Genomic DNA, 25653 nt, shown 5'->3' with positions numbered 1-25653 from the left:
CCGCAATAGCTGCCGCCATGACCTTTCTATCGTGATAATGATACTTCCGTACAGCCTTAGTCCGTGTGATGATGTAGCACCGCTGGCAAAGGGTACGGCTGGATGAGAACCATGCAGGGGTGAGATTCCCATGAGCTTTAGCGGAAGCTGTTCGGTTTGCTAAGGATGATTCTTTCATAATGAACAAGCATTTTTGCATAGTCTGTAAACATAGTAAAGACTGTGAGGTGGAATTATGCCAAAAGAAGCAGAAATTTCCTGCAAAAATGTATTTAAGTGTGAAGATAAGTCGGCATTAAAAAAAGAGTTCAATCAGAAATGGATAGAACTCATCAATCAATTAGAAAAATCCAAAGGACAGGTATTACCTGTAAAATGATAGACAAACATTTCTCAACACGGTATAATAAGTGTAGGTGGAATGTTTGTTTTATCTTCTCTTTAAGGGAGATAAAATATGATGAACACAAAGTCAAAAGTTGCTATTTATTGCCGCTTATCAGAAGAAGATAGAAACAAACAACATGAAACTGATGATAGTAACAGTATTCAAAATCAAAAATCCATGCTGATTCAATATGTATTGGAACAAGGTTGGGAAGTCTACAATATATACAGTGATGACGATTATACTGGTTCAGATAGACGAAGACCAGAATTTAACAAACTGTTAAATGACGCTGAACACCGAAAATTTGATATTATCCTCTGTAAAACACAATCCAGATTTACCAGAGAGTTAGAGTTGGTGGAAAAATACATACATGGATTGTTTCCTATTTGGGGGATTCGTTTTATCAGTATTGTAGATAATGCAGATACCGCTAATAAAGGAAACAAAAAATCAAGACAAATCAATGGTCTGGTTAATGAGTGGTATTTAGAGGATATGTCAGAAAACATCCGCAGCGTATTGACTGACCGCCGGAAGAATGGATTTCATATTGGTGCATTTGCTCTTTATGGTTATAAAAAAGACCCCGAACAAAAGGGACACCTGATTATTGACGAAGAAGCTGCTGCTGTTGTCAGAGAAGTTTTTACTTTATTTTCACAGGGATATGGCAAAACAGCGATTGCCCGTATGCTGAATGACCGTGGGATTCCAAACCCTACGGAATATAAACGGCTTCATGGTTTACGCTATAAGCAGCCTACCAGAAAAAATAGTACCTTATGGAAATATTTTGCTATTTCCGATATGCTGACAAATGAAATTTATATCGGAAATATGGTTCAAGGAAAATACGGCAGTGTTTCGTATAAGACAAAACAAAATAAGCCCAGACCTAAAGAGGAATGGTACAGAGTAGAGGGAACACACGAACCGATTATTGACCGTGAACTTTGGGATAGAGTACAATCTATGGTAGCTGAAAAAGCAAAACCATTTACAGTAGGAACCATAGGGCTGTTTGCCAGAAAAGCTCGCTGCATGAGCTGTGGCTATACCATGCGTTCTAATAAGCAGACAGATGGAAGACATTATTTACAATGTTCAAATCGCCATGTTGCAAAGGACGCTTGCATAGGCTCATTTATTTCTGTGAAGAAGTTGGAGCAGGCAGTTATTTCTGAACTGAACAAGTTATCACAAGAATATCTTGATAAAGATGAATTGGAACAGAACGTGGAATTTCACTCCAACGTAAAGGAGAAAAAAACTGCTTTAGAAACACAACTTGCTACTTATCAAAAAAAGATTGAAGAAGACGCAAAGGTAATCAGAGAACTTTATCTTGATAAAGTAAAAGGGATTCTTTCCGAAAATGATTTCCTGAATTTGTCAAAAGACTTCACAAATGACAGAGAACGGCTTGAAAAGCTGGTGATTGAAACGCAAAAACAGCTTGATGTAATTGAGAGAAAAATCCAGACAGGCGATAATCGCCGCCAGCTTATTGAGCAATACACAAATCTTGAACATTTAGACAGAGAAACCGTTGAAACTCTAATTGATTATATATTAGTAGGAAAACGGATTCCAGGGACAAGAAATGTCCCGATTGAAATACATTGGAATTTCTAAGTTCTGTAAAATCTGGTGTCTGGCACACCAGATTATATAGAACTTCTACTTAACACTTCTATGTTGCACTTATGCAGTTGCACCATCCGCAGCCATATCTTCATGTAAATCTGTAATTGGGTCACCCTTGGACTGAAAATAAGTTGCTGTCCACGGTGTTCCACTGGCTGCCTGCGGCCAAAGTGCAAGTGTGTGGTCCACATAATATTTATCAAAACCAGAAGCCTTAATTTCCTCCGGAGATAAATCCTTGGTAAGCTGGTAAACAATGGCACATATCATTTCCATGTGGGCAAGTTCGTTTGCACATACAAGATGGAAGTATTTTTCTTCCTTATTTATAATAGGATATTAACACATCTTCTTATGAATTGACAGCTTATTATTTTATCCTAAGTTTCTGCCCTACATAAATCAGATTCGGGTTGGACATGCCGTTGAGCTGTGCAATCTTCTGGTAGGTTGTGCCGTATTTGCTGGCAATGTTGGAAAGAGTATCTCCATTCTGCACGGTATAATACTGCGCACTTCCGACATTAACCTGATCCTGTACTGCTAAATACCGACTACCAAGGACCGTCTTGCGGACATCCCCGTTACCGTATCGTCCAGATAATACTTCCTGCGCCAGATTGCTTGTGCTCGTCGCCCAGATGTGATTGATAAGATTCTGCACCTCTTCGTAGCGGGTTCCAAGATTCCGAATCCGGTCTTCGCCATTGCCAAACTCTCCGAGCATTGTCTTGTACGCCAGATCTAATATAGATCCTTCCGGAGATGCTGTTGCCGGTTTTGGCGTCTCTGGTTGTTCTGGAACAACTACGTTCGTCTTATCGCTTACAGCGTACTTGCCCCAATCCTCTTTGCTTCCGTAGAATTTATCCAGATCGAGGTTGCCTGCATACCCTGATAGCCTTCCGCAAGATGTATACTGCCGGATCGCACAGGTGTACTCTCCCTCATTCCAAGGAACATCCTGATAACCAGTTGGATCGTCATCCGCATACTGTGCGATCCACAAGCCATAGTTACCTATGTTATCGAATTTGTAGCTGATCGACTGTGAACAATATAAGATCGGATGCACACCGGTCTTACTGTATGCATAATCTAGCCAAGACTTGCACCAGGCGTAATCGCAGTTACCAAAGGAGCTGTTGTTTCCTGTTTCCCAGTCCAGGACAAGCATTGCTTCTCCAAGACGATTGCCAACATTTCCTAAAAAGTAATCCGCTTCCGCCTGAATGTTTCCGCCGTTGGCATAATGGTAGATTCCAAGGCATTTTCCGGCAGCTTTCGCCTGCTCATAGGCTCTCATATAATCCGGATTTACATAATTTATCCCCTCTGTCGCCTTGATCACCACAAAATCACATGGTACAACCGCAAGGTTAATCCCACTCTGCCAGCTACTGATGTCAATTCCGTTTAATGCCATAACTTTTCCTTTCTACCGCTAACTTTTGGTGGTAAAACAAATAGCTTCGTCTGTATGTGTCTATTCGTCCTTATTCATCTGCTTAATCAACTGGTTCACATAATTACTAAGTCCAGCCACTAAAATTCCCTGTACAATTGCCGTAAAAATAGCCATTGCAATATTTTGTGTGCCTTTAAGGTCGCAAGTTGCTACCACGTAGATACCGCAGATAGTAATTCCAACAACACCGAGTATTGCTGGAATATACTTGTCTGTTATTTTTTCGGTATTTTTTAAACCGATTCCAACAAAGTATAGTACAATTGCAACTACAACCAATTCTGGTTTTACATAATTCATAATCTGTTCCATAATATCAATCTCCTTTTTTCTTGTTTAGATGAAGGTCTTTAATCTCTTCATACATCTTTGTTCCAGTTCCGTTCCCGCCTAATTCGTGATACGATTCGTACATATCACAAAAATTTTCAAATGCGTAAGGTGGGATAGAACCAAGTTCCATATATTTATCATGGTACTCAAACAGTTTTACTTTTAAGAGAATCATCGTTCCCTTGCTGTTTGCATCTCTGTAATGCTTCTGGTTCTTCAATAGCCAGATGATATAACCTAGCGCAATAGGAAGAATCAGCGTATATGTCTGCATCAAAAATTCTTTCACTACATCTGTCTCTCTTTCTTATTCTATGTAATAAAATAAGACCCGTTAAGGTCTTGCTCTAATCTCTCTCATTATTACCACTCCATTCCCCGGACAAACCGGACGGGAATATAAAATAAGAGCGGTCATCCCGCTCTTACACAATACATTTTCTATGACTATTTTTTACATTTTCCTTACAAACTTCTGCGTAAATCATGGTAGTTCCGATATTAACATGTCCCAGAATCTGCTGCACCTCTTCTACTGGCATTCCTCTTTCCAATCCGTCTGTTGCTGTCGTGTGCCGGATCAGATGCGGATACATCCTTCTTCCAATTCCTGAAGCTTCTCCTAATTTTCTTACTCTCTTTTCTATAGCTTCTTTCTTCATACGACCATGTGGCCGACGATCGGACACAAACAGCGCCGGATTATTGTCGTCCCTTGATGCCAAGTAGTTTCTAAGTGCAAGCTCTGCTTTTGCGTTCAAATAAGAGGTTCTATGTTTGTCCCCCTTCCCAAAGAGAGATACTTCTTTTCTTATAAAATCTACATCTTCTATGTTTAACCGTTCCAGTTCTGTCACTCGGCACCCTGTGCTGTAGAACATTTCTATTATAGCCTTGTCCTTCAGTGTCTTACATGCATTTCTCACCATTTCTAACTCAATTCCGGTAAGTGGCTTTCTCTTCGGTCTTTCATATTTGATTGGCCGTATATTTCTGCATGGATTGCTTCCTATGTACCCTTCGTTGGCCGCCCATTCGCAGAATACATGTATTATCGTTCTTCTTCCATCCAGTGTGGAATTGCATATCTTTCTTGTCTGCTGTGTATTGTACAGGTATAACCGGATATCATTGGTTGTAATTTCTTCAAACGGCTTATTAACCTGGTAAAAGAAATCTCTCAGAACCATATTATACAATTCCAACGACTTCATACTCATTCCTTCAATTTTCCTGGTAACAAAGAAAATCTTATAGCATTCCGGAAGATATCCCTCATGCAATACCACTTCTGTATTTCTCGGAGAAATCTCATACTCTCCTACGAATATGGTTAACTGCTGGTACACAATCTTCAGATCATCATCAGAAATTTTCCCTTCGATCTTGGTCAGAAATTCGTTCACAAATCGTTCGCGCATAAAACCCCTCCATTTTGTGTACACAAAGGGGAGCTTTAGTTGCTTAGTATAGCAACCCATTTTTAGTTGAGATTTACAATTCTATCATTTCCCGCGCCAAATCGTGTTAGATATAAAATATATTTTTCTAAGTCCAAGACACAAGAATCCCATAAATCTTGTGTTATAGTACCAAGTTCTCGGCTTGGAGCATCCAAGTCGTCATATCTATTCCCGCTCGTAATAACGCCTGACGATAGATAGCCTCCACTGCCAATAGTGATTTCGGGACAGTTCATAACAGAATATTCGTTGTCTGGCATCACAACACTATCACCATGATAATGACCGCAAATATATACTAAAATTTTTGAAGTTCTACCTGTAAAATCAGCATCCATACTTGCTCCTGCGTTGTCCACGATAGTATGCGTGTTGAATCCGTTAACGAGATTAAGAAACGAGCTTGTAGTTTCACCCATTGTAAATCTTGAAAATGGGATGTGTCCAAAAAGTAATATATTGAAATCATCTGGTGTTGTTTCCAACACATTTTTAAACCATACAGTTTCTTCATAAGGAATACCTTTTACATCTGTTGTTAAACTGTCGCAATTTGTGGAAATATATACGCATCTGATTTTATAAATCTCAAAATCAACATAATAATAAGGCTTTAAGACATCTTTTGTGACAACACTTCTATTATTTAATATTTTTCCCATTGTTCGTGCATTAGCCAAATATCCAGAGTATTCTGTTCCGTGTGTTTTTGGATCTGTTGATGGAATGAAACCGCTGTCATGATTTCCAATCACGGGGAATACGTTACTGATTCCTGTTGTATTCAGTTCCATAACGCATTCTCTGATATATTTCTGATATTCGTCATCCTGAATCATACTATTATTCCATAGCAATTGTGTGTTCACAAAATCTCCACAATGCACCAGAAAATCATAACTAACGACATCATTGACCTTACTTATATGATTCATCTGCATTTTGTATTGACCAACAGAATCGGTATTCGATGTATAAGTGTGAGTATCAGATATATATGCAAAACACAAATTTTTATTTTTCTGATGAACGAATGTTTTTTCTATCGTATCTGCAATTTCCGAAGTAAAAAGGTCTTCGTTTCGTTTGTCTGACACCGCTTTTGTTACATAAGTCTTTTCATCAACAGATAGATGAATACTGGGATTTTTAATATGTGAATCCAGTCGTTGAATAGATATATTAGGATTTAATACAGGATGTGTTTTATATGTTTCACCGTATTTCTGAAAACCTAAATCAGTCTCGTTTGTTATATCAACAGATGTAACCCATATATGAAGTTTTAGGTTGTCAAACACTGCTCCGCCGATAACACTAATCTTATAGCGATTCTGTGTGCCAGTTAATGTTAATGATGTGGCAAGATTCTTATTACTATTATAGTTAATAGGTAACGTTGCCAAACCAGTTCCAAAATTCATTGCTGGATTTTTTCCTGTAGAACTGCCGCTGATGGTTTTGCACCATAATTTGTAAGTCCCTGCCTCAAGCAAAGGGCTTATTTGAGCAGCATTGAATACAAATTTATCTGTATTTTCAATGGCTGTTCCATTAAAAGTAAAAATGCCAGTTTCGGAGTCATAAGAGATGGTAACTCCACTTGTTGTTTGACTCCAATCAGACAAACCCCACAGATTATTGTTATGCAATATATCTGACTGAATTGCATTATTTAAATTACACTTTAGTGAACCAATATCCTCTTTATTGGTTGCAATCTGCTCCCGATCGGCTGTGAACGCTTCTGCTACTGCCTGCATCTTACCCAGCTGCTCACTTCCGGCTGTCTGAATGTCTTTGACTGCTTTCTCGCCAGATGCTACAATGTCTGTCTTGAGTTGTGTCCCAGTTTTAATCTTCTCACCAAGAGAAGTGTCCAATGCACCCGCTTGCTTCACAGTCGCACTCAGAGTCTCCTGAACCGTTCCTGCCGTCTCTGTAGACTCATCTAATGCAGTCTTGGCAGTTCCTGCTTCCCGGATGGACGTATCCAACTCTGTCTTTGCAGTTTCGGCCAGCTCCACCGACTTGTCCAGTGCTGTCTTAGTGTCACTAGCAGTCTGAATAGACTCATCCAGTTCTTCCTCGGAAACACCAGCATTTATAATGGTCTGTTCAAGTTCTCCCTTGGACTCTGCAACCTGATTTTGAATCCGTTGGATCTCGTCATCAGTGTGAGTAGTAATCTTGCCTACAGAGGTCTCTTCCTGATTCTGGATAGCTTCGATTGCTTCCTGCTTTTTCTCTCCGACTTTCCTAAGAGCATCTTCCTTGGTCTTTTCTGCTGTAACTGCACTCTCCGATGCACTAGCAGCATACTTACCAGCTTCTGCCGCACTTTCCTTTGCGCTCTGCTCTGCCATCTTTGCCCGATCAGCTGCAACATTAACAGCTTCAACAGTTTCATGAAATATATTCGGCTCTGGCAATGGTTCTTCTGATGGGTTCTCTGGTTTGATTCGGGATTTTACTGGTATAATTATTTCACATTTCGTATTTCCGTATTTTTCTGTAGATACATATATAAATGCATATATAAAATAATCATGTGTTTTATTTTCGGTGTTCAATAATTCGTTTGGTATTTGAACCTCGGTTACCCCATTTACTGTTGTCCCTATGCGAGTAATGCACTTTTCATTTTCCCTTGATAAGGAGAAATGCACCTCTAGGAAATTTGGTAGTACCACCCCACCCGATAGAATTTTTAGAACCTGTCCGTAATCATACTGCCAGATACTTCGTGTTCTTTGCAACATTTCGTTAAATTGTACTTCTATAATATTATCCATAATTTCAACCCGCCTCCACTACTCATTTACATCTTTCATTTCAGACATCCTCTTTAAAATAATTTGTAGTGCGGTATTTTCTTGCCCCATAATAAATGTCTTATATAATCATCAAGTACAACTGCTACGGCTGATAGGAAGAACCACAAAATTGAAAACGGTAAACATATCTGACCAAATAAATTAAAAGGCATATTACTGTAATTCCAAACATTCCAATCGAGCCATAAATTCACGATACAGCCGCATACAAATTCCAATGCAGTAATCACAATCGCACCGATCAACATCTGCCTTACCAATGGCATCTTCCGGCATTTTTCGTTGATACAACCAATAAGGAAGAACGCCACCCCTCCAACAATAAACATCGTCCAATGAGTGCGCCCTCTTGCAACAAGTTCAATCAATATATAAATCAGACCGCCAATCACAAACAGAATCAGCGGTCTTAATTTCTTCATGATTTCTGAGCCATCATTGCTTTCAATGGCTCTGACTGGTATGCTTCTGGAATATCCATCCCGTAAGTGACTTTTTCTACATCTTCCTTGCTTTCCAGAGAACGGATGTAAATACGCAGGTCACGGAAATATGTTACGTGCCATGTCACGTAAGCCATTGCGGTTGCTGTAATTTTTTTCATATCTTTATTGCTGTAGAATTTGCAGTGTTCCGCTTCATTCGATGTGTGCCACGGAATATTTTCTTCTCCAGCTGCGACCTGACTTTGTAATCCGACAAGACTTGTCTGGTCATGATCTCCCAAAGTGAAATGTTCTGTAGTTCCATCTGTAAGAACGACATCCACACCTGCAGCAATAACCCCCTGTTGTGCCATGTTCATTTCAGCTACTTTAGTCTCTTGCAAGTCCTCCAAAGTTGGCTCATATGGTTCCGGTTCTGGTTCTGGTTCTGGCATTGGTTCCGGTTCTACATATACACTTCCGTCACTAGACAGAATAAATCCATTTTCTTCTTCTTTATAAAGTGTAGTAAACTTTTCATACTTACCAAAAACACATCCTTTCTCTGTAAGTAGTCGAAACCCAGAAGTGTTTTTCTCTACCCCTTCAATTAGAATATGTGAATCATCTTGTTTTACTACTTTCCCTTCAACTGGTTCTTTCTGGTCTAAAAAAAGTATATTCATCGTTATTCCTTTCTTTGACTGGTTGATAAAGTTACATATATAAAAAGCGCATAACAAAAACACCCGACCAATATGATATACCGAGTGTAAATAAATAAGTTTATTTGCTTATGCGCTTAAATATTTAAAGCGAGATGTAGGCTAAATATTATTCGTATGGGAAAATAAAGTTATAAAAACACTGAATATTCGTACTGTAAATTCCCTGCTTATGCACCTAAAGCAGGGATGTATAATGTGCAGGTAAACATCTTATTTTGGAAAATGGAAATAATTATGCTCTTACATATGAACCAAATCCATTTTTGACGTACAAAATATGAACGAACAATGTAACCGTTGCGTTTCCGTTTCCGAAGTTGTGTCCTTCAATCCCAAATTGATTGCTTGTAGAATATCTTGCAGCCGTAGATACATTTAACCAAAGATCGTAATCGCCATGAAAATTCCATGCTAAAACCTCTAACGGATAATAGCCAGGTATTGTCGGCAAGTCCCAGGTCCATCGAAAATCAGAATTAGCAGCAACCTTCAAATTTGTTTTTGTGATTTCAACATTTTTGATTATATTATTTATCGCTGCTGTTATGTCGTTATTTGCTTTTGTTAAATTGCTATTTAACTCTTTAACTGCCAGTGCATCTACGAAGAATCCTTCCTCTGTTACAAGATCAATTTCATCCAAGGTAACAATCCTGTTCGCACGGATAGCTTCATCAGCTTCTGCTCTTGCGTTTTCTTCTGCAATTCGTGCTTTCTTCTCCGCATCATCTGCAGCTATGCGTTCTTCTCGCTCTGTGTCATCCGCTGTTTTTCTGTCCCCTTCTTCCTTTCCTACTTTCGTTAAAAGCTGTTCCACCAAGGTTTGCTGGCTTTCTTCCTCGTCGTCTGGAAACCCCATTGCATCAGAGCATTTTATTTTTTCTTTGAACGAAATCAGTGATTTTCCATCATTAATGACTCTGATCTGCAGTTCATTCATTCCAACCACAAAAAAATCACCACTCGGTGTAAACGAGATCACACTGTTGTCAACATCACATAGTGTACCTTTTGGTTTATCCATGCTTTTATGATAAACATAGGCAACCGCTGCTGCCGTTGCCGGAATCTCATAATCCCTGACCGCAAACTCAAGCCCTAACATATCCGTCCCTTTTGTTACTTCGATCGGGATCTTAATGGTATTTCTAAGCACATAAACATCTCTTTTTATAGTGTTCATTTTTCTTTTTCCTTTCTTATCCAGGAATCCACTGGACGATATAAATACTGGTCGTGGTTCCCGTGCTTCCTCCAGGAAGTCTAAGAACGTAATTCCATGGAAAATTGTAATAGCTTGTACACCAGATTTCCTGCCCCGTCTGATCTCCTGTTGCTCCTCCTGTCGCTCCTCCATTCTCATTCTGACTCGCCTGTACAACCTGTCCATTTCCGATACTCATTGCAGTATGGCTTGCCACATTCAAAAGGATATCGCCTCGTTGAACGCCGCTTCCTGAAGATAAATTAACAGAACCGGTTACATCCTGAAATCCACACGATTTAAATGCAGCATACATATTTCCCGTATAAGTTGCACCGGCATCTTTTACCTTGATACCGGCTTGCTGGTACGCTGTGATCAGCAGCGAAGAGCAGTCATAGTCCGGTCCCCATCTGCTTCCTTGATCGTATCCATGGCTGTTATCGTTCGCAATTCCAATCGCCCACTGGACAGCCGATTCTATTGCTTTGGAGTTTGTATCATACTGGCTCAGCAAATTGTAGAAACTTCTTGCCTGTGATCTCCTGGCGGATTCCACTTCTACGCCTGCACGCTCGAAGTTCTTTAAAAATGCACTAGCAAGATCTTCCGGAGATGATCCGGATGTCTTAAAAGCTACCCAGGACATATTGTAAGAACCGGTTGGAATCCACTGTCCGGTTGACTCTGATAGTGTATCAATCCAATATAGCTGCCCGTTCGGATCAGTTATAGAATATCCGTTTGCCATCGCCCAGTTTGTATAATTGGTCGCCGGAGTCCATTGGACCAATCCAAATCCACCAGAATAATTCCCTTCATTTAAACTTTGCCACACTCCCGGATTCACATAAGACTCGCTCTGCATATTTCCCAGAATTCCAGCGATTGCATTTAAAGACCAACCTCTTCCGGAAAAATACTTGTACACTTCTACCGCATTTGCGTTCATCTGTGCTTGCGATAGTGCGTAATTCCCGATTGTCCAGCTCATTTAAAAGCTTCCTCCTTTTGTACTTCCTCCAACCAGATACCCATTTACATACTCCAGATATGTTCCATCAGAAAATACTGCTTTCCCAGTTTTTGCAGAGTATCCTTTAGAATCTTTCTGGACTTCCAGTGATGAACCGCCGACCGTCATTTTCCCAGACGCAATCAAAGCTACACTGTCAAATTGTCCTCTGAGTTCGTTTCCGATCGAAAGATATTTTGTTCGTGTGCTTCCTTGCTCCGGATAGATCAACAACCCTGTTTGTCCACCGGTCGCTCCGGCACGAATCACAACTTCGTAATTCGATGTCTTAAATTTAAGATTTCCTTCCGACAATGTAGCTGTCTGGCTTCCATCTGAATTAGCACATACATATCTGCCTTTCGCATACACACCATCTTTATCGAGCCGCACAATCTCGTTCCCACTTGCATCCATGACTCTCGCTACACCATTGCCATTATCCGCGCCACCAAGTTCCAGCGTGCCACCTCTTATGCGGTCCGCCAGCATTGTTCCTGCAACGATAAAATCTGCAAAGAACCCAGCTCCTGTTCCAAATGTGCTCCACTTCCAATCATTTCCATCCGCAGTACGTTCGGATGCAATCTCGAATCCAAGTGTTCCAAGGCACATAGCTCCAAACGTGGGTGATTCCGGATCCAAATCTTCAAATAACACAGCTCTTACCGTCTGCTTTTTTGCAATTGTGGATTGTGCTTTCAGTTGCGCTTTTACACCGTTAATAATTCCGCGCACTTGCTGTCCGACAAGTGTACCATCATTTCTGATAGCTTGCTCTACTCTATTCATTACGGAAGATGCATTGTTTAAAAAATTGTATTGGAATTCTCCGAGTGTTACGGATGTGAGTTTTTTCCTCACAGCATCCCATTCCAGTTCAATCACTCTGGCATCAGACACGATTCCAAGTTTAGAGTGCTTGCAATGGACGGTGTCTCCAAGAGATACAGATTCCAATTCTTTTACATCTTCATACAGCTCTGTGTTCTGTAACAGCTCCATATTTGCCTTTATGGTAATCTTTGGTTTGTCGGCATCTGCTGCATACTGTTCTTCGCATCTTTTTCTCAATGCTTTTTCAAGTTGTTCCTGCGTATCACATATGATCACGCCATTTTCTTCATCATCTTCAGATGCATCTGCACGCATTTTCACGTCCTCGAATGACATTACTTTGTAATGCGCTGTTGGATATTTTTCTATAATCGGCGAGTCAACCCACGGCGTTTCTCCTGCAATCATATATCCGTTGTATGATTTCGGAATAATTCTCGTTGCAACTTCCGTCATGTCAATCGTTTCAGAAAACCCATTTTTTACAATGTTTTTTCCGTAAAGAACCTGCACTCCATGATCGCCACCGACGCGCTCATCTACTGTAATATTATAGTTATCATAGAGGATTTCTCCGCCCCAGCGATTTATAAAAGAATTCTCATCATTGCCGTTTATTGCTTCGATCAAATTTTTTGTCTGGTAATATGCCGTAGACAGCTTCTTAATGTCTGACTTTGCTGTGTACATCTTATTCGGTGCAGTCATGATATCAAGCGTATCCTGTCCATTCTTTTCAGTTGGTCTTACATCCAACAAAAAGCAATCCTCTTTTGCATCCAAAAAGATAGGAGTAAGTTCTGCGCTCACTCCCGAATCCTGTTTTTCTTTGTTTTTTATACGAAACAACTGTTCTCCGTTAAACGATGGCAGTTTAACAACCGCATTATCGTTAATATACTTCCATCTGCCTTCATCGTCGATCTGGTGCTCCAGCGTTGCTGTCCATTCTCCATTCAATACCACATGAACGGTAAGTTCTTCCGGAAGAAGTGTCATGTCTCCGTTGTGATCATAATCTTTATTTTCAACATTATAAATCTGTATCATTATAAACATCTCCAATTCGGAATAACTTTCAATTCGAATCCGTCTGTAATTTTAACATTGTTTCTGCCCTCGATTAAAATCAAATCATCATAATCGCCGGCCACGGATGTATTGCTTAGTGTTCCGTCCTCTCTATAAGCAAGCTTTCGTCCTGTGTCAATGGTTAGGTTTTGCCCTATATTTGCCACCATTTTTCCATCATTGACGACAAGAGTGCATTCGCCCTCGCCAGTAATCTTATAGATTGGATAGGCAATCTCATAAGGATTGTCTACCACATCACTCGCAGACATTTCTCCGAGTCCGCTTTCGAGATACCTAAGTCCATCTTTTGTTAGGAAAGTAGTTGTAAAATTACCAACTCTTTCCGTAGTACGCTTCCCATCGTCCACTTCAACTTTCAAAATCTTGTAGTAATGCTCCGGATCACAGTCAAACCGGAGCAATCCACCTCTTTTTGACAGCCATTTTTTTGCAAGTCCGAAACGTTCATCCCATCGGTCAGAATCTCCAATAAAGTTAAAATCCACTTTGATTTCTGTGGATTCATAACCTCCCTCCAACAGAATCAGCGTTCCGTCCATGCCAGGAATATCCACTGTCTTTTCTTTTCGGACAGCTGCCGGAATGTCAGGAATATTTTTCGCATAGATTCCTAAGCTTGATGCAAGAATTCCATTGTATTCTACGTCCATCATACTCCGACAGCTCCTTTCTTCCATTTAACGCTAGAGGACAGCTTTTTAATGATGGCATCTACTAGTACATCAGCAAGCTTTTTATCTCCGAGTGAAATGTTATTCTCAATGACAAATGTCAATTCCGACAAAGCTTCAGCAATCAGCTGAGCAAGTACAGTATTATTGGATTGCATCTCATCGCGGATATAAGTCTTTAGCAAGTCGATTGGAAGAACTGCTTCCGCTCCAGCTTCGCCACCGCCCATCATTCTGTCTCCGTTCATTCCGAAAATAGTTGGGCTGTTCAAGATACCGCCGTTTGCGTACCAGTCAACCGAAAACTTTGGAACTTTTGGTGGAACAAGCGACCATGATCCGCTTGCCTTGAAGTGTGGAAGCTTGATTTTCGGAAGTTTCCACTCAAAACTCATGAATCCCTTGATTTTATCAATGACTCCCTTAATAAAATCACGGATTCCGCCAAAGACAGCATTTACGCCATCACGAAACCATTCGCATTTGTTGTAGAGAGTGACAAAAATTGCAATCAGTGCAACAACCACTGCTATGACTTTGATAATCGGATTTGCTGCAAGAACAGCGTTAAATGCTGCGAATCCTGTTTTCGCCTTAGCAATAACCGGAGCAACTTTCGTTCCGACATCGATCACGCCAGAGATTCCACCAGATACTTTGCTTATAATGCTAAATACCGGTCCGAGTGCAGCCGCCAATAATAAGCACTTCAAGATCATCTCCTGTGTTCCTGGAGACAAAGAGTTCCACGAAGCAATAATATCTTTCAGAATCGGAGTGACCATCTGTAAACATTCAGCAAGCACCGGTCCCAGTGCATTTCCGACATCAAATCCAGCATCTTTCAGCTGATTCAGTGTCAATTTAAACTGATCAGCTGGATCCAGTGTAGCTTCAAAGGTGTCATTTACGCTTCCCAGATTATCATTAAGAGATGCGCCGAGTTCGTCAAAATTCAGTTTTCCGCTTTGGCAAAACTCTGCTAGTGCAGGACCAGCTTTCGCACCGAACAGCTCAACCGCAGCATTGTAAGCTTCGGAAGAACTTCCTGCGTTAACCATCGTGTCTTGAAGTTCTGACAGCGCATTTTTCATGCTTTTGCCCTCTTTCGATGCATTGACCAATGCTTTTTTGAGTCCGGCCATTACTGCGCTTGTATCAACTCCAGATGTCTCGCATTGTCCTAAAAATGTAGCAGCATCGGCAGCGGACATTCCCAATTCTTTCAGGGCTGCAGCATTCGACACCATAGATGATGCCAATGTATCCATTGAGATTCCTGTGTCCTGTCCGACCTTATTCATTGTGTCAAGGAGTGCTCCGGCATCTTCTGCGCTCAAATTAAACGCTTCAATAACCTTTTGCGTGCTGTCGATGGATGAGTTGACATCTGTTCCGTTCAGCTCGGCAAATTTGATAAACTTCGCAGACAGATTTTCAAGCTCTTCTCCCGTCAAATGGAATCGTGTATTTACTTCTCCGACTGCAGTTCCGGCTGTCTCAAAGTCTGTCGGAATCGTCTTTGCAATATTCCTTGCAGAGTTCTGCATTTCTTCCAGTGCATCACCGGTGGCACCGGTCTTTTGGACGATGATATCCATTCCCTCATCAACTTGTGCCCATGCTGCCATGACTCCGGCACCAGCTGCAGTAATCGGTGCAGTGACATTCTTCGTCAAAGAGTTTCCAATCTTTCCAGTGCTGTCACTAAAGTCTTTTACTTTTTTTGAGTAATCTTCCAATGTGGCAACTCCACTTTTCAGCTTTTCGTTCACATCTTCAAGACCACTTTTATAATTGTTTAGAGATGCTTTGGCATTATCCAACTGCTGCCTTGTCTTCGAGATAGCTGCTTCGTCTCTTACTTCCGCACTTTCCTGTGCTTTCAGGATCTCCGTCAATCTATCGACTTTCTGCGTATATGTTTCTGTCTGATTCTGCAGATATTCCTGTGTCGCTCTCAGTTTTTCCGCGGACGATGTACTACTATCCCATTCAGATTTTGCAAGCTTAAAAGCTGATCTGTTCTCGTTGACTGCATTATTAACATCGGTCAATGACTTCCGGAAGTCAACCGCACCGTCAGCTTTAAACGATAGCCCTACGGTCTTTAAATCACTATTAGCCAATCAAAGCACCTCCCTTTGCTTTTTCTACTTCCATAAATACTTCCAGACATTCGTTAAAAAAGATGGGATCAGAGTTCCAAAATTCTTCTTCGCTCATTCCCATCTTACGCGCAGCAACCATATACTCCGCCCAGTTGATATTTATCTCTTCCTCGGAGCATTCGACTTCTTCGCCTGTTCTTTTTTTTTATATTCATTGAGTCTCTTCTCGAACTCATCGAAAATGTCCTGAATACTTGATGCATCCATTGGAGTAAGCATCATGGCTTCCTCTTCGTCAACCTTTAAGCCATTTGACCTGAGGATAATGTAGATCAGCTTGCCCGCAAGTTCCATATTTTCATCATCGGTCAGTTCACTTTTTCCATCAATCTTCTTGTCAATTCCGTTCATCTTCACAAGGTAAAGAGTATAGAAATTAACCTTTACTTCCAGTTTGGATCCATCTGTTAATTCAATCAGCTTGGATTTCATTTAATCACGCTCCTACCGCTGTAGTAAGGTCTGCATCCGTCAGAATCGGCTTCGCAAAGAACTTATCTTCTGTAAGTCCTTCTGGCGCCGTGGACTCTGTAACTTTCGATACTATATTTCCAGCAGAATCAAATGGATACGCTCTAACTTTGATTGTATCTGTCTGCTCGCTTGCCTTTTCCTCTGACGTAGAGATATCATCGGAATTTTCCACGAGCTTACATTTCGGATACCATTCAAAGCGAGATTTTCCATTTTTCAGCTTAACAACCTTACCATAAGCAAAGATTGGTCTTTCGTTCTTTCCGCCAGCGAGGATAAGTCCACCTGTCCCTTTTGTCTCTCCACGCATTTTGGAGATTGTATCGTCCGGAAATGCAATCACGGAGATCTCGATATCGATGCTGGACATCGGTGTATCAGAATCGTAAATCTTTCCTGATGCGTAAACATCACTGGTCTCTGAATTTTCTGTCACTTTTACGCTTTTGACAACTTCCGTCTTTTCAACGTCGGCTTCATAAGTTCCGTCATAATCTCCGGCTTCTGTGGTATTTGCGAAGCAAGTGTACTGTGCGCCTACCGTCTGCTTCATAGCCGGCTTTTTTGTGTTAATAGCCATATATCCTCCTAACCAAAGATGCACTCAGTCATCTTCTTATAGTATTTTTCTTTGTTCTGTTCAAATAGTGGCTTCAGATGCGCTCTTGCAGCCATCTTTCTCGTTCCATGTTCCAACATTGGCCCGTAATATTTACCCCATCCAACTTTAATATTGCTTTCGGTTCTTTCCAAGGCGAATGTACCGATGATGTGTGTGTATCCAGCTTTAGTGATTCGGCTACGAGGTCTTGGAAGTCGTAAGAGGTCGTTTACAAATTCCTGCGCTCCTGCCTCAATTGCATCTAGTGCTTTTTCTTCCGATACTTTCTCAGCGTATTCTTTCATCATCTTCTCAAATTCGCCAAATCCGGAATCGTAAAAATCTACTTCTTTGCTCATAAGCTTTCCGCATCCGTAGTGATTGAGAAATAAGAATGCCATACTCTATCTTCAATCACGTATTCGTGAGCAATAGTCGGATGGTAGCCGAGCTCATTTAACAGCTCTTTCAGTTCCATCAGCTTCGGATTGCGAGGACGTTTTGCATAAAAGCTAATCTGCCATGTGATTTCCTGCGAGTAATCATCTCCTGATGCCATCACATCTTCCCACAGCATTTCCCAGTAGTCGATGCGAGGAAAAACTTTTTCATTTTTGATACTGCTGACTCCCTCATTAACCGGACAGCCGGTGTCATGTAAGAGCTTACTCAATTCTTTTTGTGTCATGCGATCACCTCACGATCATGCGCTGGTGTTTTTAAAGTCAGTTCCGACTCTCTAAATCCATCTTTCGTAGTGATGTGCGCTACATTGTAGATCTCGTGTTGTTCTCCGCCAATAATACAGACACATTTACTGTTAATCTGCTTATACTGTGGAATAGCGAGTTTTAGCGTCACTTCGATGCTGTCAGCGGATAGCTTTGCTCTGGTGGTGTCATATACCGCAAGCTCACGATACCAAAAGCGCATTCCGGTATCACGGAGCTTTTCTTCCGGATAATCTTCCGACTCATCATTTTCGATGCAATACAGTTCAAATACTCCGTCAGTGTATTCAGGCAGTGCCATTTACGTCCACCTCCGTCTCCATCTGCCAAGTCAGGATCACGCTTGCATAATTCTCAAAAAACTCACTTGCTCGGTGGTGATAAGAATAATACATATAATTCTTCATTAGCATTCGATACGTCAAATCTTTGGTGATGCTACAGCCAGGATTCAATCTCCCGACTGCATGTTCACCTTCTTTTGCAAGATTTCTCAGCTGTCTGTCATCGCAGTATGGAGGAATCTGGAACTCTTCTCTCATCTCATCAACAAGAATGGATAGTTCATTTTCGTTCATACTCTGCCCTCACTCTTACTAAACGGATGCAGTAGACGTCTGATGTACGTTAATTACATACTCTTCAAGTTTTGTGACGTCGAAGATAACTGCAACATTATCATCAACAGCTCGTCCATTCGCAAAGCAGTTCGCAATGATCAGATCCGCATTTTCCATCGCTTTTGTCTGATCATATTCTGTTACTCTCACACCCGTCGCGCCCATTGTGTAATATCCATCAATGGTAAATGCTGCTTTACCCTGCGGGCAGTTAGCATCCGTGATCTTTTCAATATCAATGAATGTTTTATTGACATATCCACCAGTAAGTGCTTCTCCAAACATGCACGGATCTACATATTCCGCTTCATCTGCTGGGTTACAAATCAGATACAGTTTGGTAACAACACGTTTTCCGTTATTTGTAAGGGTTTTTCTTACATTTGCAAGTCCTTTCGGGCTGAATTTGGTGATGTTATTTAAAACGGTCTTCGCTTTATTTGTTCCATCGCCATTTGTGGTTCCGATCTGACGGAAAATACCGATCGGCCCAGTCTTTCCATCTCCATCCAGATAACCTTTTACAAGACCATCCTGCATTGCTTCTGAAAGGATTGCCCTAAAATACCGGTCTACAAATTCCATGGAAAGTTCACGGATGGCTTTCGGGATCACCAGATATGCGGACAGCATATGGAGTTCGATATTTAGTGCTGAAATAGTTCCTGATAATTCGCCCTTGATTTCACCTGTAAGATCTCCCCATACTGCTGCACCTGAATGTGATGCTACAATCCATTTCTTTACATTTGCCGGTGCCATGTTTACCAGTTTTAAAATTGGAGATGCTTTTCTTACATCATCGAGTGTGCGATCGATAATTTCTGTCGGGATGATATCAATCTGATTTGCTGTTACAGACTGCTTAATATCCTTGAATCCCTCATAAAATTTCTTTTCTTCCTGTGAGAGATTGCGGAGTCCAAGCTGTTTCTTAAATTCAGCGTCATGGCTCGCTCTTTCTGCCTCTGCCACCACCTGATTGATCAGATCTGCATGTGCTGCTTCCTCGATCATTTCGATCGACTGCATAATCGCATCTGCTTTCTGATCTGCCGGAGCGCTCTCTAACAGCTGCTTAACTTTTTCTTTTAATTCCTGTGATGAATTTTCAATCTTCATTTTATCTTTTCCTTTCTACTCAAAAAATGCACTCCATCCAGTGCTGCTATTTGCTGGTTCCTTCGGTTCTGACGGAACTTCTTTTTTCTGTAAAAGATTCACTACTCTTTCCGCAATGACCTTTGCGATTGCTTCATCATCCAACCGCATTGCAATTTCTACCGGCTTTACATTTTCCGGTTTTTTGAGAATGGCACTGCGAATATTCGCAAATGCTGATTGTTTAATTCCGCCATCATCGGACTTTTCGGTTTTTGTGGCAAAGCCATATTCTACAGCTTCCTGAGCTGTGATCCACGTTTCATTATCCATGAGATTTTTGATCTCATCTTCTGAAATCGTTGCTCTGCTTACATAAGCATTGACGGAAGCCTGTGTAATCTTATCAAGGTCTTCCGCTGCCTTTCTAAGCTCTGTAGCATTTCCATTCGCATATGTCCATGCATTATGAATCATGAGCAGTGATGCTTCATTGATGATTCTTTCGTCACCTGCCATAAAAATGACTGATGCTGCGGAACAAGCGAATCCATCACAGATTGTAGTGACTTTCATATCACTATTCTTGAGCGTATTGTAAATCGCCAATCCCTCTGCGACTTCACCGCCATAGCTGTTGATATGCACATTAATTTCCTTTGCATCTAAGGACTGTAGTTCGTTCACAATTCCGCTTGCTGACACGTCACTTTCTAACCACGGCCATGATGTGATGTCACCGAAGATGTAGAGGTCCGCCACATCATTCTTAGATTCCAAGGAATAATACTTTTTTGCGTCCATGTTCTCTTTCCTTTCTTTCGGATTTACTGTTTAACGGACAGCTCCGAGATAATTGGATCACCTCCTACTGATCGCGTTTTCTATGCTGCATTACCATTTCCCTCCTCTCCATAGTTCTTTGTCAGAGCTCTTGCCTGGCTGAATTCTGTATTCAGCACTGTGTAGCCTACCATTTCACGGAGTTCATCGTAATTAAATCCAATTCCGCGAAGTTTATCCAGATTGGTTGCACTGTCTACCACATCTACGTGTTTGAAGCGTGCCAGCCATACCATAACTTTTTCATTCTTTGTGCAATAATCATTTTCACCAACTATATAAGCCGTCAGTGTATCATTGATCACCTCCGCCACCGGACCAACGGCATAGGTTATGAATTCGTTCGTGGCATCTGATTTTTCTGTAATATTGCCATTAAATACCGCTTCCGGAATGTCAAAGGCGTTTGCCACCTCATTATTGATTTGCAATGCCATTTTTGCCAGTTCTTCTGCCTTAGTTGTTGTGTTGATCTGCAGCTGTTCAATCGCCACATTGTCCGTTTCCGTAAGCACAGCAAGCTCATTTGATTCCAATAGGCTCTTGATTTTTTTCACATATTGATCCTTTGTCATCTCTTTGTCTGTGCCATCTGCCTGTTTTTCTCTGAATGATAGCGTTGCTGTCCCAAGTTTTAATTTGAATCTCGGCATACTGGACATACGCATCATCGCATTAACAGCATCAAGCGTCCGATCATACTGTCCAACTACGTTTTGCAGATACAGGCGAATTCTTGCATTATCATATTTTAGGTGTATCACCTCTGATGATCGCTTTTTTTTCCAAATCGGATAGTCGTATCCGGCGCATGTTAGTGTTATATTGCTATATGTTCGCTCAGTCAGCACATTATTGCTAACATTCCAAGCTGATGCCAGATAATATTTACCACCTAACGGAATAATCAGCACTTCCTGTACCGTAAGAAGTTGTCTTACAACTTCCGTCCAGAACACAGTTCCGCACTCATGGTCATTAGGCTGTATATTCAGCCGATACTCCTGTTTATTTTTCTCTTTACTTTCTGTCTGTATCAAGATATCGGATTTAGCAATTGCCTTCGCAATCATCATAACTGCTTTTTCAATGGCCAACTTTGATAAATTCAACTTTTCCATATCCACCGCAATAATCTCAGCTAGAGACTGCATCTCCTTATCCCGTTGCCACAAAAATTTAAACATATTCTTCTCCTGTTAAATATATACGACCTGGACTTCCAGCTCATCTTTGCAGAACATTGCTACATCAAAAGCCATAAATCCATCATTTTTCCTTAGCTTCGGTTCAATTTTACCAAAGCTCTTGTTTCCAAATTTATCTTCAGATACTCTTGTATTATTTGTATACCATCGCATGATTGCAGATGGTCCAAAGTTAATCATGCCCTGTGAGAACATCGACTGGATGAATGGTGCGATAATTCCAGTCACTGATGTTATCTTTCTAATCAGACGTACTATTCCATGTGGGTTCTTCTTGTCTTCTATCGTCAGCCCGCGTTCTTCGAATGCCTGTTTGAACAATGTGTACCGGTAAGTATCCATTGCAATCTTCTTGACCTCGTAGTATTTCATCTGTTCCATGCACCAGTCTGCGATCAGGTTCACATCAATCACCGGACCTGGAACAATCTCGAAGTCTTCAAACTCTGTCTGTCCTACATTTCTCAGTGGGAACTTTATGGAATCGATAAATGGAGAATCTGCACAGATCCATGTATGCTGTCTCCAAATCCACTCACCTTCATCAGTCTTAGTCAGAATACCGGCGGATGCAAAGTCTCGCACATCTGCATAGTCAATTCCAATGACTGCTGCCTGTCCTCGTGTATCCAATGTTATCCTTGGAATCTTGTGTTCCAACTCTTCCATTGTCCTACCTATATAGCATGCTCGTAGGACATTCTGCCAGGTTGTGACCGTTTCCTCTTCTTTCCGCGCCGATCTGTCCATTCGCTTTGTTATGAACTCTGCACGCTTAGAAGGAATCTTCTTCATTTCTAAATAGTCATGCATGATCTGATTCGCAAGAATCGGCATATACTCCATAGATGGATTAGCCTTATGCCATGCCTCCGGATCATCCACTTCCTTCATATCATCGATCTCGCATACGAACGGGAAGTATCCCAGCAGATTTTCTCCTGTCTCCAGGATCTCAGCGCACATTGCTGATATCTCATCCAGCGGACCGTCTCTTACATATCCGTCAGTCGTGATGATAAATTCTCGTGAATGCTTAACTTTACCAAGAGAGGATTCAAATACATTTATCTGATCGTAATTCTCATATGCGTGAATCTCGTTTAGCACCAGGCATCCAGTTCTTTTACCATCCTTTGTCTTTGCATTGGATGTGTTATATTTCATTTCTGATCCGGTCACAAGGTTTGTTATCAGCTCTTTTGTTACGGAAAATTTTCCTTTGAACTTCTGGTTATCATGCAGCATATCATAAGCCACTTTGAATGTATCCTTCGCCTGGCTCTCTGAGTTTCCCACAATTTCAACGTGGTAATTTTTCACTCCATATAACGGAGTCTGAAAAAAATTAACAATCGGAACTATAAATCCATCCTTACCATTTCCACGTCCCTCTTTTATAAAAAACTTTGGAAATATTGGAATATCATCTTTATACATAAAGGCAAATGCATAAATAAATTTTTGAAATGGAAACAATTCATAATAATTTGTTTTGCAGTACTGCATACATTTTCTGAATGTTTCCTCATCAAAAAAAACATCGTTCCGTTTTAATGTCGGCTTTACGATGTTCTTTATCAACAATTTTCTTTTTTTGTTTATCCATTTCGGATGCGCTTCGGCATATTTGAGATAATCATCAATTTCTTTACAGATAACCATCCATCGAACTTTCTGGCTCCGGTACTGGTTCTTTCAACTTCAGATCTGCCAAGATCTTCAACATCGTAGCTGTAGTCTTTTGCAAATTGACTACTGATTCATTTGCCTTTTCCGCAGTCACACCATTGCCATTTATTGTTTCATATCTTAATCCTTTTGCTTTAATATCTGCGATCAATTTCTTTTTTAATGACCAATAATATACATAGTCATCAATCAAATCCGTGTAGAATTCCGCTTTCATCCCACGTAACTCCAACTGCCTTATCAATGACTCTTTCATAGCTTTTTGTGTCAATTTGCTCACCTCTTTTCACTCAAATCATGCCTTTTTTGCTGTTTTTATGCCAAAAAATACAGGCTTTTTACGCCCGTCTCTAAAAATTCTTTCTTATAGTAAATTCCCAAAAATGCCACCCCTACCCTTTTCACGCGAGATTTCAATTTTCCTCCAGAGTCATGGCTACATCCCCGTTCTTCACTCAGGAAAAATCGCCGAGAATTTACCGGGGGGCTATTTAAAAATTGAGGACAGCTGCGGACTCGAACCGCACATGCGACGGCTTGCACCGTCCGCTTGTCTCCTCCTAAGCTATGTCTGCCCTCAGTGTAGCTACCATCGTTCCATGCTCACAAGCTTCTTCTTTCTGGCAAACCTCTTCGGTGCTCTGCCATGTCTCAGGTTGTGACACTGCGTACATAGACTTACCAGGTTATCATCATCAAGTCCAAGTTCCGGATGTTCCTTTAGTTCCTGGATATGATGTACCTCTTCAGCTCTCCATATCTTTCTGTCTCTTCCGATCAGCTGTGTGCCAGATGCAGCTGCGTCTTTTATTCTCTTGCGGCAATCCTGACACTCGTAATGATCTCGATCTAATATCTGCATTCTCTTATGTTTCCATGCAGATGAGTTGTAAAATGCTTTTGCTTCTTTGTCTGTCATATTTTTATTTTGGCGGTTTCTGTATCTGTAATAAGGAGTTCTAAAAAAGTAATCGCAACAAACAAATGTACTGACGTATGAATAAATTCTTTCCAGAGTAAACCGCCAAACCTCTTTCCAGAATTTACGGCAAAGAAAAAGGCAACAATCTTTCGACTGCTGCCCCGTTTCAATTCTTTACCTGCATATACTATATCACAGGTTGAGTGTCGCATTCTATCGCATATTTAAAATTTTTCAATGCATCTGAATGCTTTTTATGCACATACTGCCAGCAATACCCGGTTCTTGCACAGATTTCTTTCCATCTCATAAGATCTATGTAATGATAAGTCAGGATATCTTTCTCTGTCTCATCTTCTATCTGCTCAATTCTTTCCCTGATCTCAGGCCGGATCCTGACCCTTCTCTTCCTCTGCTCCAGCAGTTTCCGTTCCTGTTCGTCCACTTCTGCTGCATAATCTGACAGATCAGAAAGGTTGCTGCTTTTTGGCAACCCATCTGCTGCCAGTGCTCCCGGAAGCATCCGATCCAGCTTTAAGCGTTCCAACTCTTCCTCGATCCGCTTCTCCTGGCGTAATGCTTTGCCGTACTGTTTCAGGTATTCCTTTTTCTTCTCATTCTCTTCCTTCACAGTTTCCATCGGTATACCCTCCCTGTCTCCCTATCTCTTAATACTAAGACCTCGAATCCAAGCAGACTTGCTATATCCTTTAATGCTTTATGTGCTTCCTTTACATGATGTGGGATACGGCTTGCATCTTGGATGGCTTTGCCTGCTGTTGGATCACAATATCCTTCCTGGTTTTTATACAATGTTTCATCACCTTCTCTGCTACTCTATCATTGCCGGAATGAACAGCGCCCATAAGCACCACGCAGATCCCGTCCATTTCATTCCAATAATTACTGCAACTGTCGTAATTATCCATGCAAGTGTCTTTGTATATTTATCTTCCATTATCCTTTATACCTTTCCGGAAGCGGCATCCACGCCACAACCTTATACGGTTCTCCCTGTTCATCGAACCAGACACCTGTCTGGGAATAATACAGCGTTGTTGCCTTATCAGCTCCCTCGATCGTGACCAGAAACTCCGCTGCATATGCACTTCTGACATATGATTCTATGAACTCCCGTTGATCTGGGAGTCTTTCTGTTGTTGGAATCCATCC

The 25653-nt window shown here is 41.1% G+C and carries 30 protein-coding genes and 1 pseudogene; 2 read left to right on the top strand and 29 right to left on the bottom strand.

What is annotated here, in order from left to right; genetic code table 11:
- Nucleotides 1–235 precede the first annotated feature (235 nt).
- Together PG766_RS00155 and PG766_RS00150 are read left to right on the top strand one after the other, a co-directional pair.
- Nucleotides 236–379, top strand: coding sequence for a hypothetical protein (locus tag PG766_RS00155; RefSeq protein ID WP_005427045.1), 144 nt, complete (start codon nucleotides 236–238; stop codon nucleotides 377–379).
- A gap of 78 nt (nucleotides 380–457) precedes the next feature.
- Nucleotides 458–2029: a recombinase family protein gene (locus PG766_RS00150; protein WP_270590228.1), complete on the top strand. Its 1572-nt coding sequence runs from the start codon at nucleotides 458–460 to the stop codon at nucleotides 2027–2029.
- Between the two features lie 84 nt (nucleotides 2030–2113).
- Here PG766_RS00150 and PG766_RS00145 read toward each other — a convergent pair.
- From PG766_RS00145 to PG766_RS00005, 29 genes and pseudogenes are all read right to left on the bottom strand, one after another.
- A pseudogene (locus PG766_RS00145) lies at nucleotides 2114–2374 on the bottom strand (manganese catalase family protein); the annotation flags it as partial.
- Nucleotides 2375–2411: 37 nt separating this feature from the next.
- Nucleotides 2412–3467, bottom strand: coding sequence for a GH25 family lysozyme (locus tag PG766_RS00140; protein WP_270590227.1), 1056 nt, complete (start codon nucleotides 3465–3467; stop codon nucleotides 2412–2414).
- Between the two features lie 60 nt (nucleotides 3468–3527).
- Nucleotides 3528–3821 (bottom strand): phage holin family protein, encoded by a 294-nt coding sequence (locus tag PG766_RS00135; protein ID WP_270590226.1) that lies wholly within the window; start codon nucleotides 3819–3821, stop codon nucleotides 3528–3530.
- 4 nt (nucleotides 3822–3825) lie between these two features.
- The gene (locus tag PG766_RS00130) at nucleotides 3826–4131 is read right to left on the bottom strand and encodes a hypothetical protein (protein ID WP_270590224.1); all 306 of its coding nucleotides are present in this window, start codon (nucleotides 4129–4131) and stop codon (nucleotides 3826–3828) included.
- Nucleotides 4132–4267: 136 nt separating this feature from the next.
- Nucleotides 4268–5263, bottom strand: a complete 996-nt coding sequence (locus PG766_RS00125; protein ID WP_270590223.1) for a tyrosine-type recombinase/integrase — start codon at nucleotides 5261–5263, stop codon at nucleotides 4268–4270.
- A gap of 62 nt (nucleotides 5264–5325) precedes the next feature.
- Nucleotides 5326–8100, bottom strand: coding sequence for a metallophosphoesterase (locus PG766_RS00120; protein WP_270590222.1), 2775 nt, complete (start codon nucleotides 8098–8100; stop codon nucleotides 5326–5328).
- Between the two features lie 53 nt (nucleotides 8101–8153).
- Entirely contained in the window at nucleotides 8154–8564 is a 411-nt protein-coding gene (locus tag PG766_RS00115; RefSeq protein WP_270590221.1) for a putative ABC transporter permease, read from the bottom strand.
- Complete coding sequence (locus tag PG766_RS00110; protein WP_270590220.1) at nucleotides 8561–9253, bottom strand: hypothetical protein; 693 nt, start codon at nucleotides 9251–9253, stop codon at nucleotides 8561–8563. The genes PG766_RS00115 and PG766_RS00110 overlap by 4 nt, the downstream gene beginning before the upstream one ends.
- Nucleotides 9254–9527: 274 nt before the next feature.
- Nucleotides 9528–10478, bottom strand: a complete 951-nt coding sequence (locus PG766_RS00105) for a hypothetical protein (protein WP_270590219.1) — start codon at nucleotides 10476–10478, stop codon at nucleotides 9528–9530.
- A 16-nt stretch (nucleotides 10479–10494) separates the two neighbouring features.
- The gene (locus PG766_RS00100; RefSeq protein WP_270590217.1) at nucleotides 10495–11493 is read right to left on the bottom strand and encodes a phage tail tip lysozyme; all 999 of its coding nucleotides are present in this window, start codon (nucleotides 11491–11493) and stop codon (nucleotides 10495–10497) included.
- Nucleotides 11494–13401 (bottom strand): phage tail spike protein, encoded by a 1908-nt coding sequence (locus PG766_RS00095; RefSeq protein ID WP_270590215.1) that lies wholly within the window; start codon nucleotides 13399–13401, stop codon nucleotides 11494–11496.
- Complete coding sequence (locus tag PG766_RS00090) at nucleotides 13401–14099, bottom strand: distal tail protein Dit (protein WP_270590213.1); 699 nt, start codon at nucleotides 14097–14099, stop codon at nucleotides 13401–13403. The genes PG766_RS00095 and PG766_RS00090 overlap by 1 nt, the downstream gene beginning before the upstream one ends.
- A complete protein-coding gene (locus tag PG766_RS00085) occupies nucleotides 14096–16246 on the bottom strand; it encodes a phage tail tape measure protein (RefSeq protein WP_270590212.1) in 2151 nt (716 codons plus the stop codon). The genes PG766_RS00090 and PG766_RS00085 overlap by 4 nt, the downstream gene beginning before the upstream one ends.
- Nucleotides 16239–16367, bottom strand: coding sequence for a hypothetical protein (locus tag PG766_RS00080; protein ID WP_270590209.1), 129 nt, complete (start codon nucleotides 16365–16367; stop codon nucleotides 16239–16241). Before PG766_RS00080 ends, PG766_RS00085 begins: the two co-directional genes overlap by 8 nt.
- 20 nt (nucleotides 16368–16387) lie before the next feature.
- Nucleotides 16388–16720, bottom strand: a complete 333-nt coding sequence (locus PG766_RS00075) for a hypothetical protein (RefSeq protein ID WP_270590207.1) — start codon at nucleotides 16718–16720, stop codon at nucleotides 16388–16390.
- A gap of 4 nt (nucleotides 16721–16724) precedes the next feature.
- Nucleotides 16725–17342, bottom strand: coding sequence for a major tail protein (locus tag PG766_RS00070; protein WP_270590205.1), 618 nt, complete (start codon nucleotides 17340–17342; stop codon nucleotides 16725–16727).
- A gap of 8 nt (nucleotides 17343–17350) precedes the next feature.
- Nucleotides 17351–17722, bottom strand: coding sequence for an HK97-gp10 family putative phage morphogenesis protein (locus tag PG766_RS00065; protein ID WP_270590204.1), 372 nt, complete (start codon nucleotides 17720–17722; stop codon nucleotides 17351–17353).
- Nucleotides 17719–18051, bottom strand: coding sequence for a hypothetical protein (locus tag PG766_RS00060; protein WP_270590202.1), 333 nt, complete (start codon nucleotides 18049–18051; stop codon nucleotides 17719–17721). The genes PG766_RS00065 and PG766_RS00060 overlap by 4 nt, the downstream gene beginning before the upstream one ends.
- Complete coding sequence (locus PG766_RS00055) at nucleotides 18048–18395, bottom strand: hypothetical protein (protein ID WP_270590200.1); 348 nt, start codon at nucleotides 18393–18395, stop codon at nucleotides 18048–18050. The genes PG766_RS00060 and PG766_RS00055 overlap by 4 nt, the downstream gene beginning before the upstream one ends.
- On the bottom strand, nucleotides 18382–18672 hold the full coding sequence (locus PG766_RS00050) for a hypothetical protein (RefSeq protein ID WP_270590198.1): 291 nt from the start codon (nucleotides 18670–18672) through the stop codon (nucleotides 18382–18384). The genes PG766_RS00055 and PG766_RS00050 overlap by 14 nt, the downstream gene beginning before the upstream one ends.
- An 18-nt stretch (nucleotides 18673–18690) precedes the next feature.
- Complete coding sequence (locus tag PG766_RS00045) at nucleotides 18691–19836, bottom strand: phage major capsid protein (RefSeq protein ID WP_270590196.1); 1146 nt, start codon at nucleotides 19834–19836, stop codon at nucleotides 18691–18693.
- A 15-nt stretch (nucleotides 19837–19851) separates the two neighbouring features.
- Complete coding sequence (locus tag PG766_RS00040) at nucleotides 19852–20619, bottom strand: head maturation protease, ClpP-related (RefSeq protein ID WP_270590194.1); 768 nt, start codon at nucleotides 20617–20619, stop codon at nucleotides 19852–19854.
- Between the two features lie 80 nt (nucleotides 20620–20699).
- Complete coding sequence (locus PG766_RS00035) at nucleotides 20700–21845, bottom strand: phage portal protein (RefSeq protein WP_270590192.1); 1146 nt, start codon at nucleotides 21843–21845, stop codon at nucleotides 20700–20702.
- 12 nt (nucleotides 21846–21857) lie between these two features.
- Nucleotides 21858–23531 (bottom strand): terminase TerL endonuclease subunit, encoded by a 1674-nt coding sequence (locus tag PG766_RS00030; RefSeq protein ID WP_270590190.1) that lies wholly within the window; start codon nucleotides 23529–23531, stop codon nucleotides 21858–21860.
- Nucleotides 23518–23829, bottom strand: a complete 312-nt coding sequence (locus PG766_RS00025; protein ID WP_270590188.1) for a P27 family phage terminase small subunit — start codon at nucleotides 23827–23829, stop codon at nucleotides 23518–23520. Before PG766_RS00025 ends, PG766_RS00030 begins: the two co-directional genes overlap by 14 nt.
- A 315-nt stretch (nucleotides 23830–24144) precedes the next feature.
- The gene (locus PG766_RS00020) at nucleotides 24145–24420 is read right to left on the bottom strand and encodes an HNH endonuclease (RefSeq protein WP_270590185.1); all 276 of its coding nucleotides are present in this window, start codon (nucleotides 24418–24420) and stop codon (nucleotides 24145–24147) included.
- 247 nt (nucleotides 24421–24667) lie between these two features.
- Nucleotides 24668–25120, bottom strand: coding sequence for a hypothetical protein (locus PG766_RS00015; RefSeq protein WP_270590180.1), 453 nt, complete (start codon nucleotides 25118–25120; stop codon nucleotides 24668–24670).
- 91 nt (nucleotides 25121–25211) lie between these two features.
- Nucleotides 25212–25409: a hypothetical protein gene (locus PG766_RS00010; RefSeq protein ID WP_270590178.1), complete on the bottom strand. Its 198-nt coding sequence runs from the start codon at nucleotides 25407–25409 to the stop codon at nucleotides 25212–25214.
- 28 nt (nucleotides 25410–25437) lie between these two features.
- On the bottom strand, nucleotides 25438–25653 hold a 216-nt coding region (locus PG766_RS00005; RefSeq protein WP_270590174.1), incomplete at its 5' end, for a DUF551 domain-containing protein.

This window comes from Coprococcus sp. LG101-27, from assembly GCF_027695515.1.
Classification (GTDB): Bacteria; Bacillota; Clostridia; order Lachnospirales; family Lachnospiraceae; genus Allocoprococcus; species Allocoprococcus comes.
This window is presented reverse-complemented; position numbering and strand designations above follow the sequence as displayed.

Excerpts from the sequence above, each read along its gene's own strand:
- PG766_RS00045 (WP_270590196.1), bottom strand. The coding sequence starts at position 19,836 with ATGAAGATTGAAAATTCATCACAGGAATTAAAAGAAAAAGTTAAGCAG.
- PG766_RS00090 (WP_270590213.1), bottom strand. The coding sequence starts at position 14,099 with ATGATGGACGTAGAATACAATGGAATTCTTGCATCAAGCTTAGGAATC.
- PG766_RS00155 (WP_005427045.1), top strand. The coding sequence starts at position 236 with ATGCCAAAAGAAGCAGAAATTTCCTGCAAAAATGTATTTAAGTGTGAA.
- PG766_RS00150 (WP_270590228.1), top strand. The coding sequence starts at position 458 with ATGATGAACACAAAGTCAAAAGTTGCTATTTATTGCCGCTTATCAGAA.
- PG766_RS00115 (WP_270590221.1), bottom strand. The coding sequence starts at position 8,564 with ATGAAGAAATTAAGACCGCTGATTCTGTTTGTGATTGGCGGTCTGATT.
- PG766_RS00065 (WP_270590204.1), bottom strand. The coding sequence starts at position 17,722 with ATGAGCAAAGAAGTAGATTTTTACGATTCCGGATTTGGCGAATTTGAG.
- PG766_RS00100 (WP_270590217.1), bottom strand. The coding sequence starts at position 11,493 with ATGAGCTGGACAATCGGGAATTACGCACTATCGCAAGCACAGATGAAC.
- PG766_RS00030 (WP_270590190.1), bottom strand. The coding sequence starts at position 23,531 with ATGGTTATCTGTAAAGAAATTGATGATTATCTCAAATATGCCGAAGCG.
- PG766_RS00095 (WP_270590215.1), bottom strand. The coding sequence starts at position 13,401 with ATGATACAGATTTATAATGTTGAAAATAAAGATTATGATCACAACGGA.
- PG766_RS00105 (WP_270590219.1), bottom strand. The coding sequence starts at position 10,478 with ATGAACACTATAAAAAGAGATGTTTATGTGCTTAGAAATACCATTAAG.
- PG766_RS00010 (WP_270590178.1), bottom strand. The coding sequence starts at position 25,409 with ATGGATAATTACGACAGTTGCAGTAATTATTGGAATGAAATGGACGGG.
- PG766_RS00120 (WP_270590222.1), bottom strand. The coding sequence starts at position 8,100 with ATGGATAATATTATAGAAGTACAATTTAACGAAATGTTGCAAAGAACA.
- PG766_RS00070 (WP_270590205.1), bottom strand. The coding sequence starts at position 17,342 with ATGGCTATTAACACAAAAAAGCCGGCTATGAAGCAGACGGTAGGCGCA.
- PG766_RS00055 (WP_270590200.1), bottom strand. The coding sequence starts at position 18,395 with ATGGCACTGCCTGAATACACTGACGGAGTATTTGAACTGTATTGCATC.
- PG766_RS00040 (WP_270590194.1), bottom strand. The coding sequence starts at position 20,619 with ATGGACGCAAAAAAGTATTATTCCTTGGAATCTAAGAATGATGTGGCG.
- PG766_RS00080 (WP_270590209.1), bottom strand. The coding sequence starts at position 16,367 with ATGGTTGCTGCGCGTAAGATGGGAATGAGCGAAGAAGAATTTTGGAAC.
- PG766_RS00060 (WP_270590202.1), bottom strand. The coding sequence starts at position 18,051 with ATGACACAAAAAGAATTGAGTAAGCTCTTACATGACACCGGCTGTCCG.
- PG766_RS00140 (WP_270590227.1), bottom strand. The coding sequence starts at position 3,467 with ATGGCATTAAACGGAATTGACATCAGTAGCTGGCAGAGTGGGATTAAC.
- PG766_RS00035 (WP_270590192.1), bottom strand. The coding sequence starts at position 21,845 with ATGTTTAAATTTTTGTGGCAACGGGATAAGGAGATGCAGTCTCTAGCT.
- PG766_RS00020 (WP_270590185.1), bottom strand. The coding sequence starts at position 24,420 with ATGCAGATATTAGATCGAGATCATTACGAGTGTCAGGATTGCCGCAAG.
- PG766_RS00015 (WP_270590180.1), bottom strand. The coding sequence starts at position 25,120 with ATGGAAACTGTGAAGGAAGAGAATGAGAAGAAAAAGGAATACCTGAAA.
- PG766_RS00110 (WP_270590220.1), bottom strand. The coding sequence starts at position 9,253 with ATGAATATACTTTTTTTAGACCAGAAAGAACCAGTTGAAGGGAAAGTA.
- PG766_RS00050 (WP_270590198.1), bottom strand. The coding sequence starts at position 18,672 with ATGAACGAAAATGAACTATCCATTCTTGTTGATGAGATGAGAGAAGAG.
- PG766_RS00075 (WP_270590207.1), bottom strand. The coding sequence starts at position 16,720 with ATGAAATCCAAGCTGATTGAATTAACAGATGGATCCAAACTGGAAGTA.
- PG766_RS00125 (WP_270590223.1), bottom strand. The coding sequence starts at position 5,263 with ATGCGCGAACGATTTGTGAACGAATTTCTGACCAAGATCGAAGGGAAA.
- PG766_RS00135 (WP_270590226.1), bottom strand. The coding sequence starts at position 3,821 with ATGGAACAGATTATGAATTATGTAAAACCAGAATTGGTTGTAGTTGCA.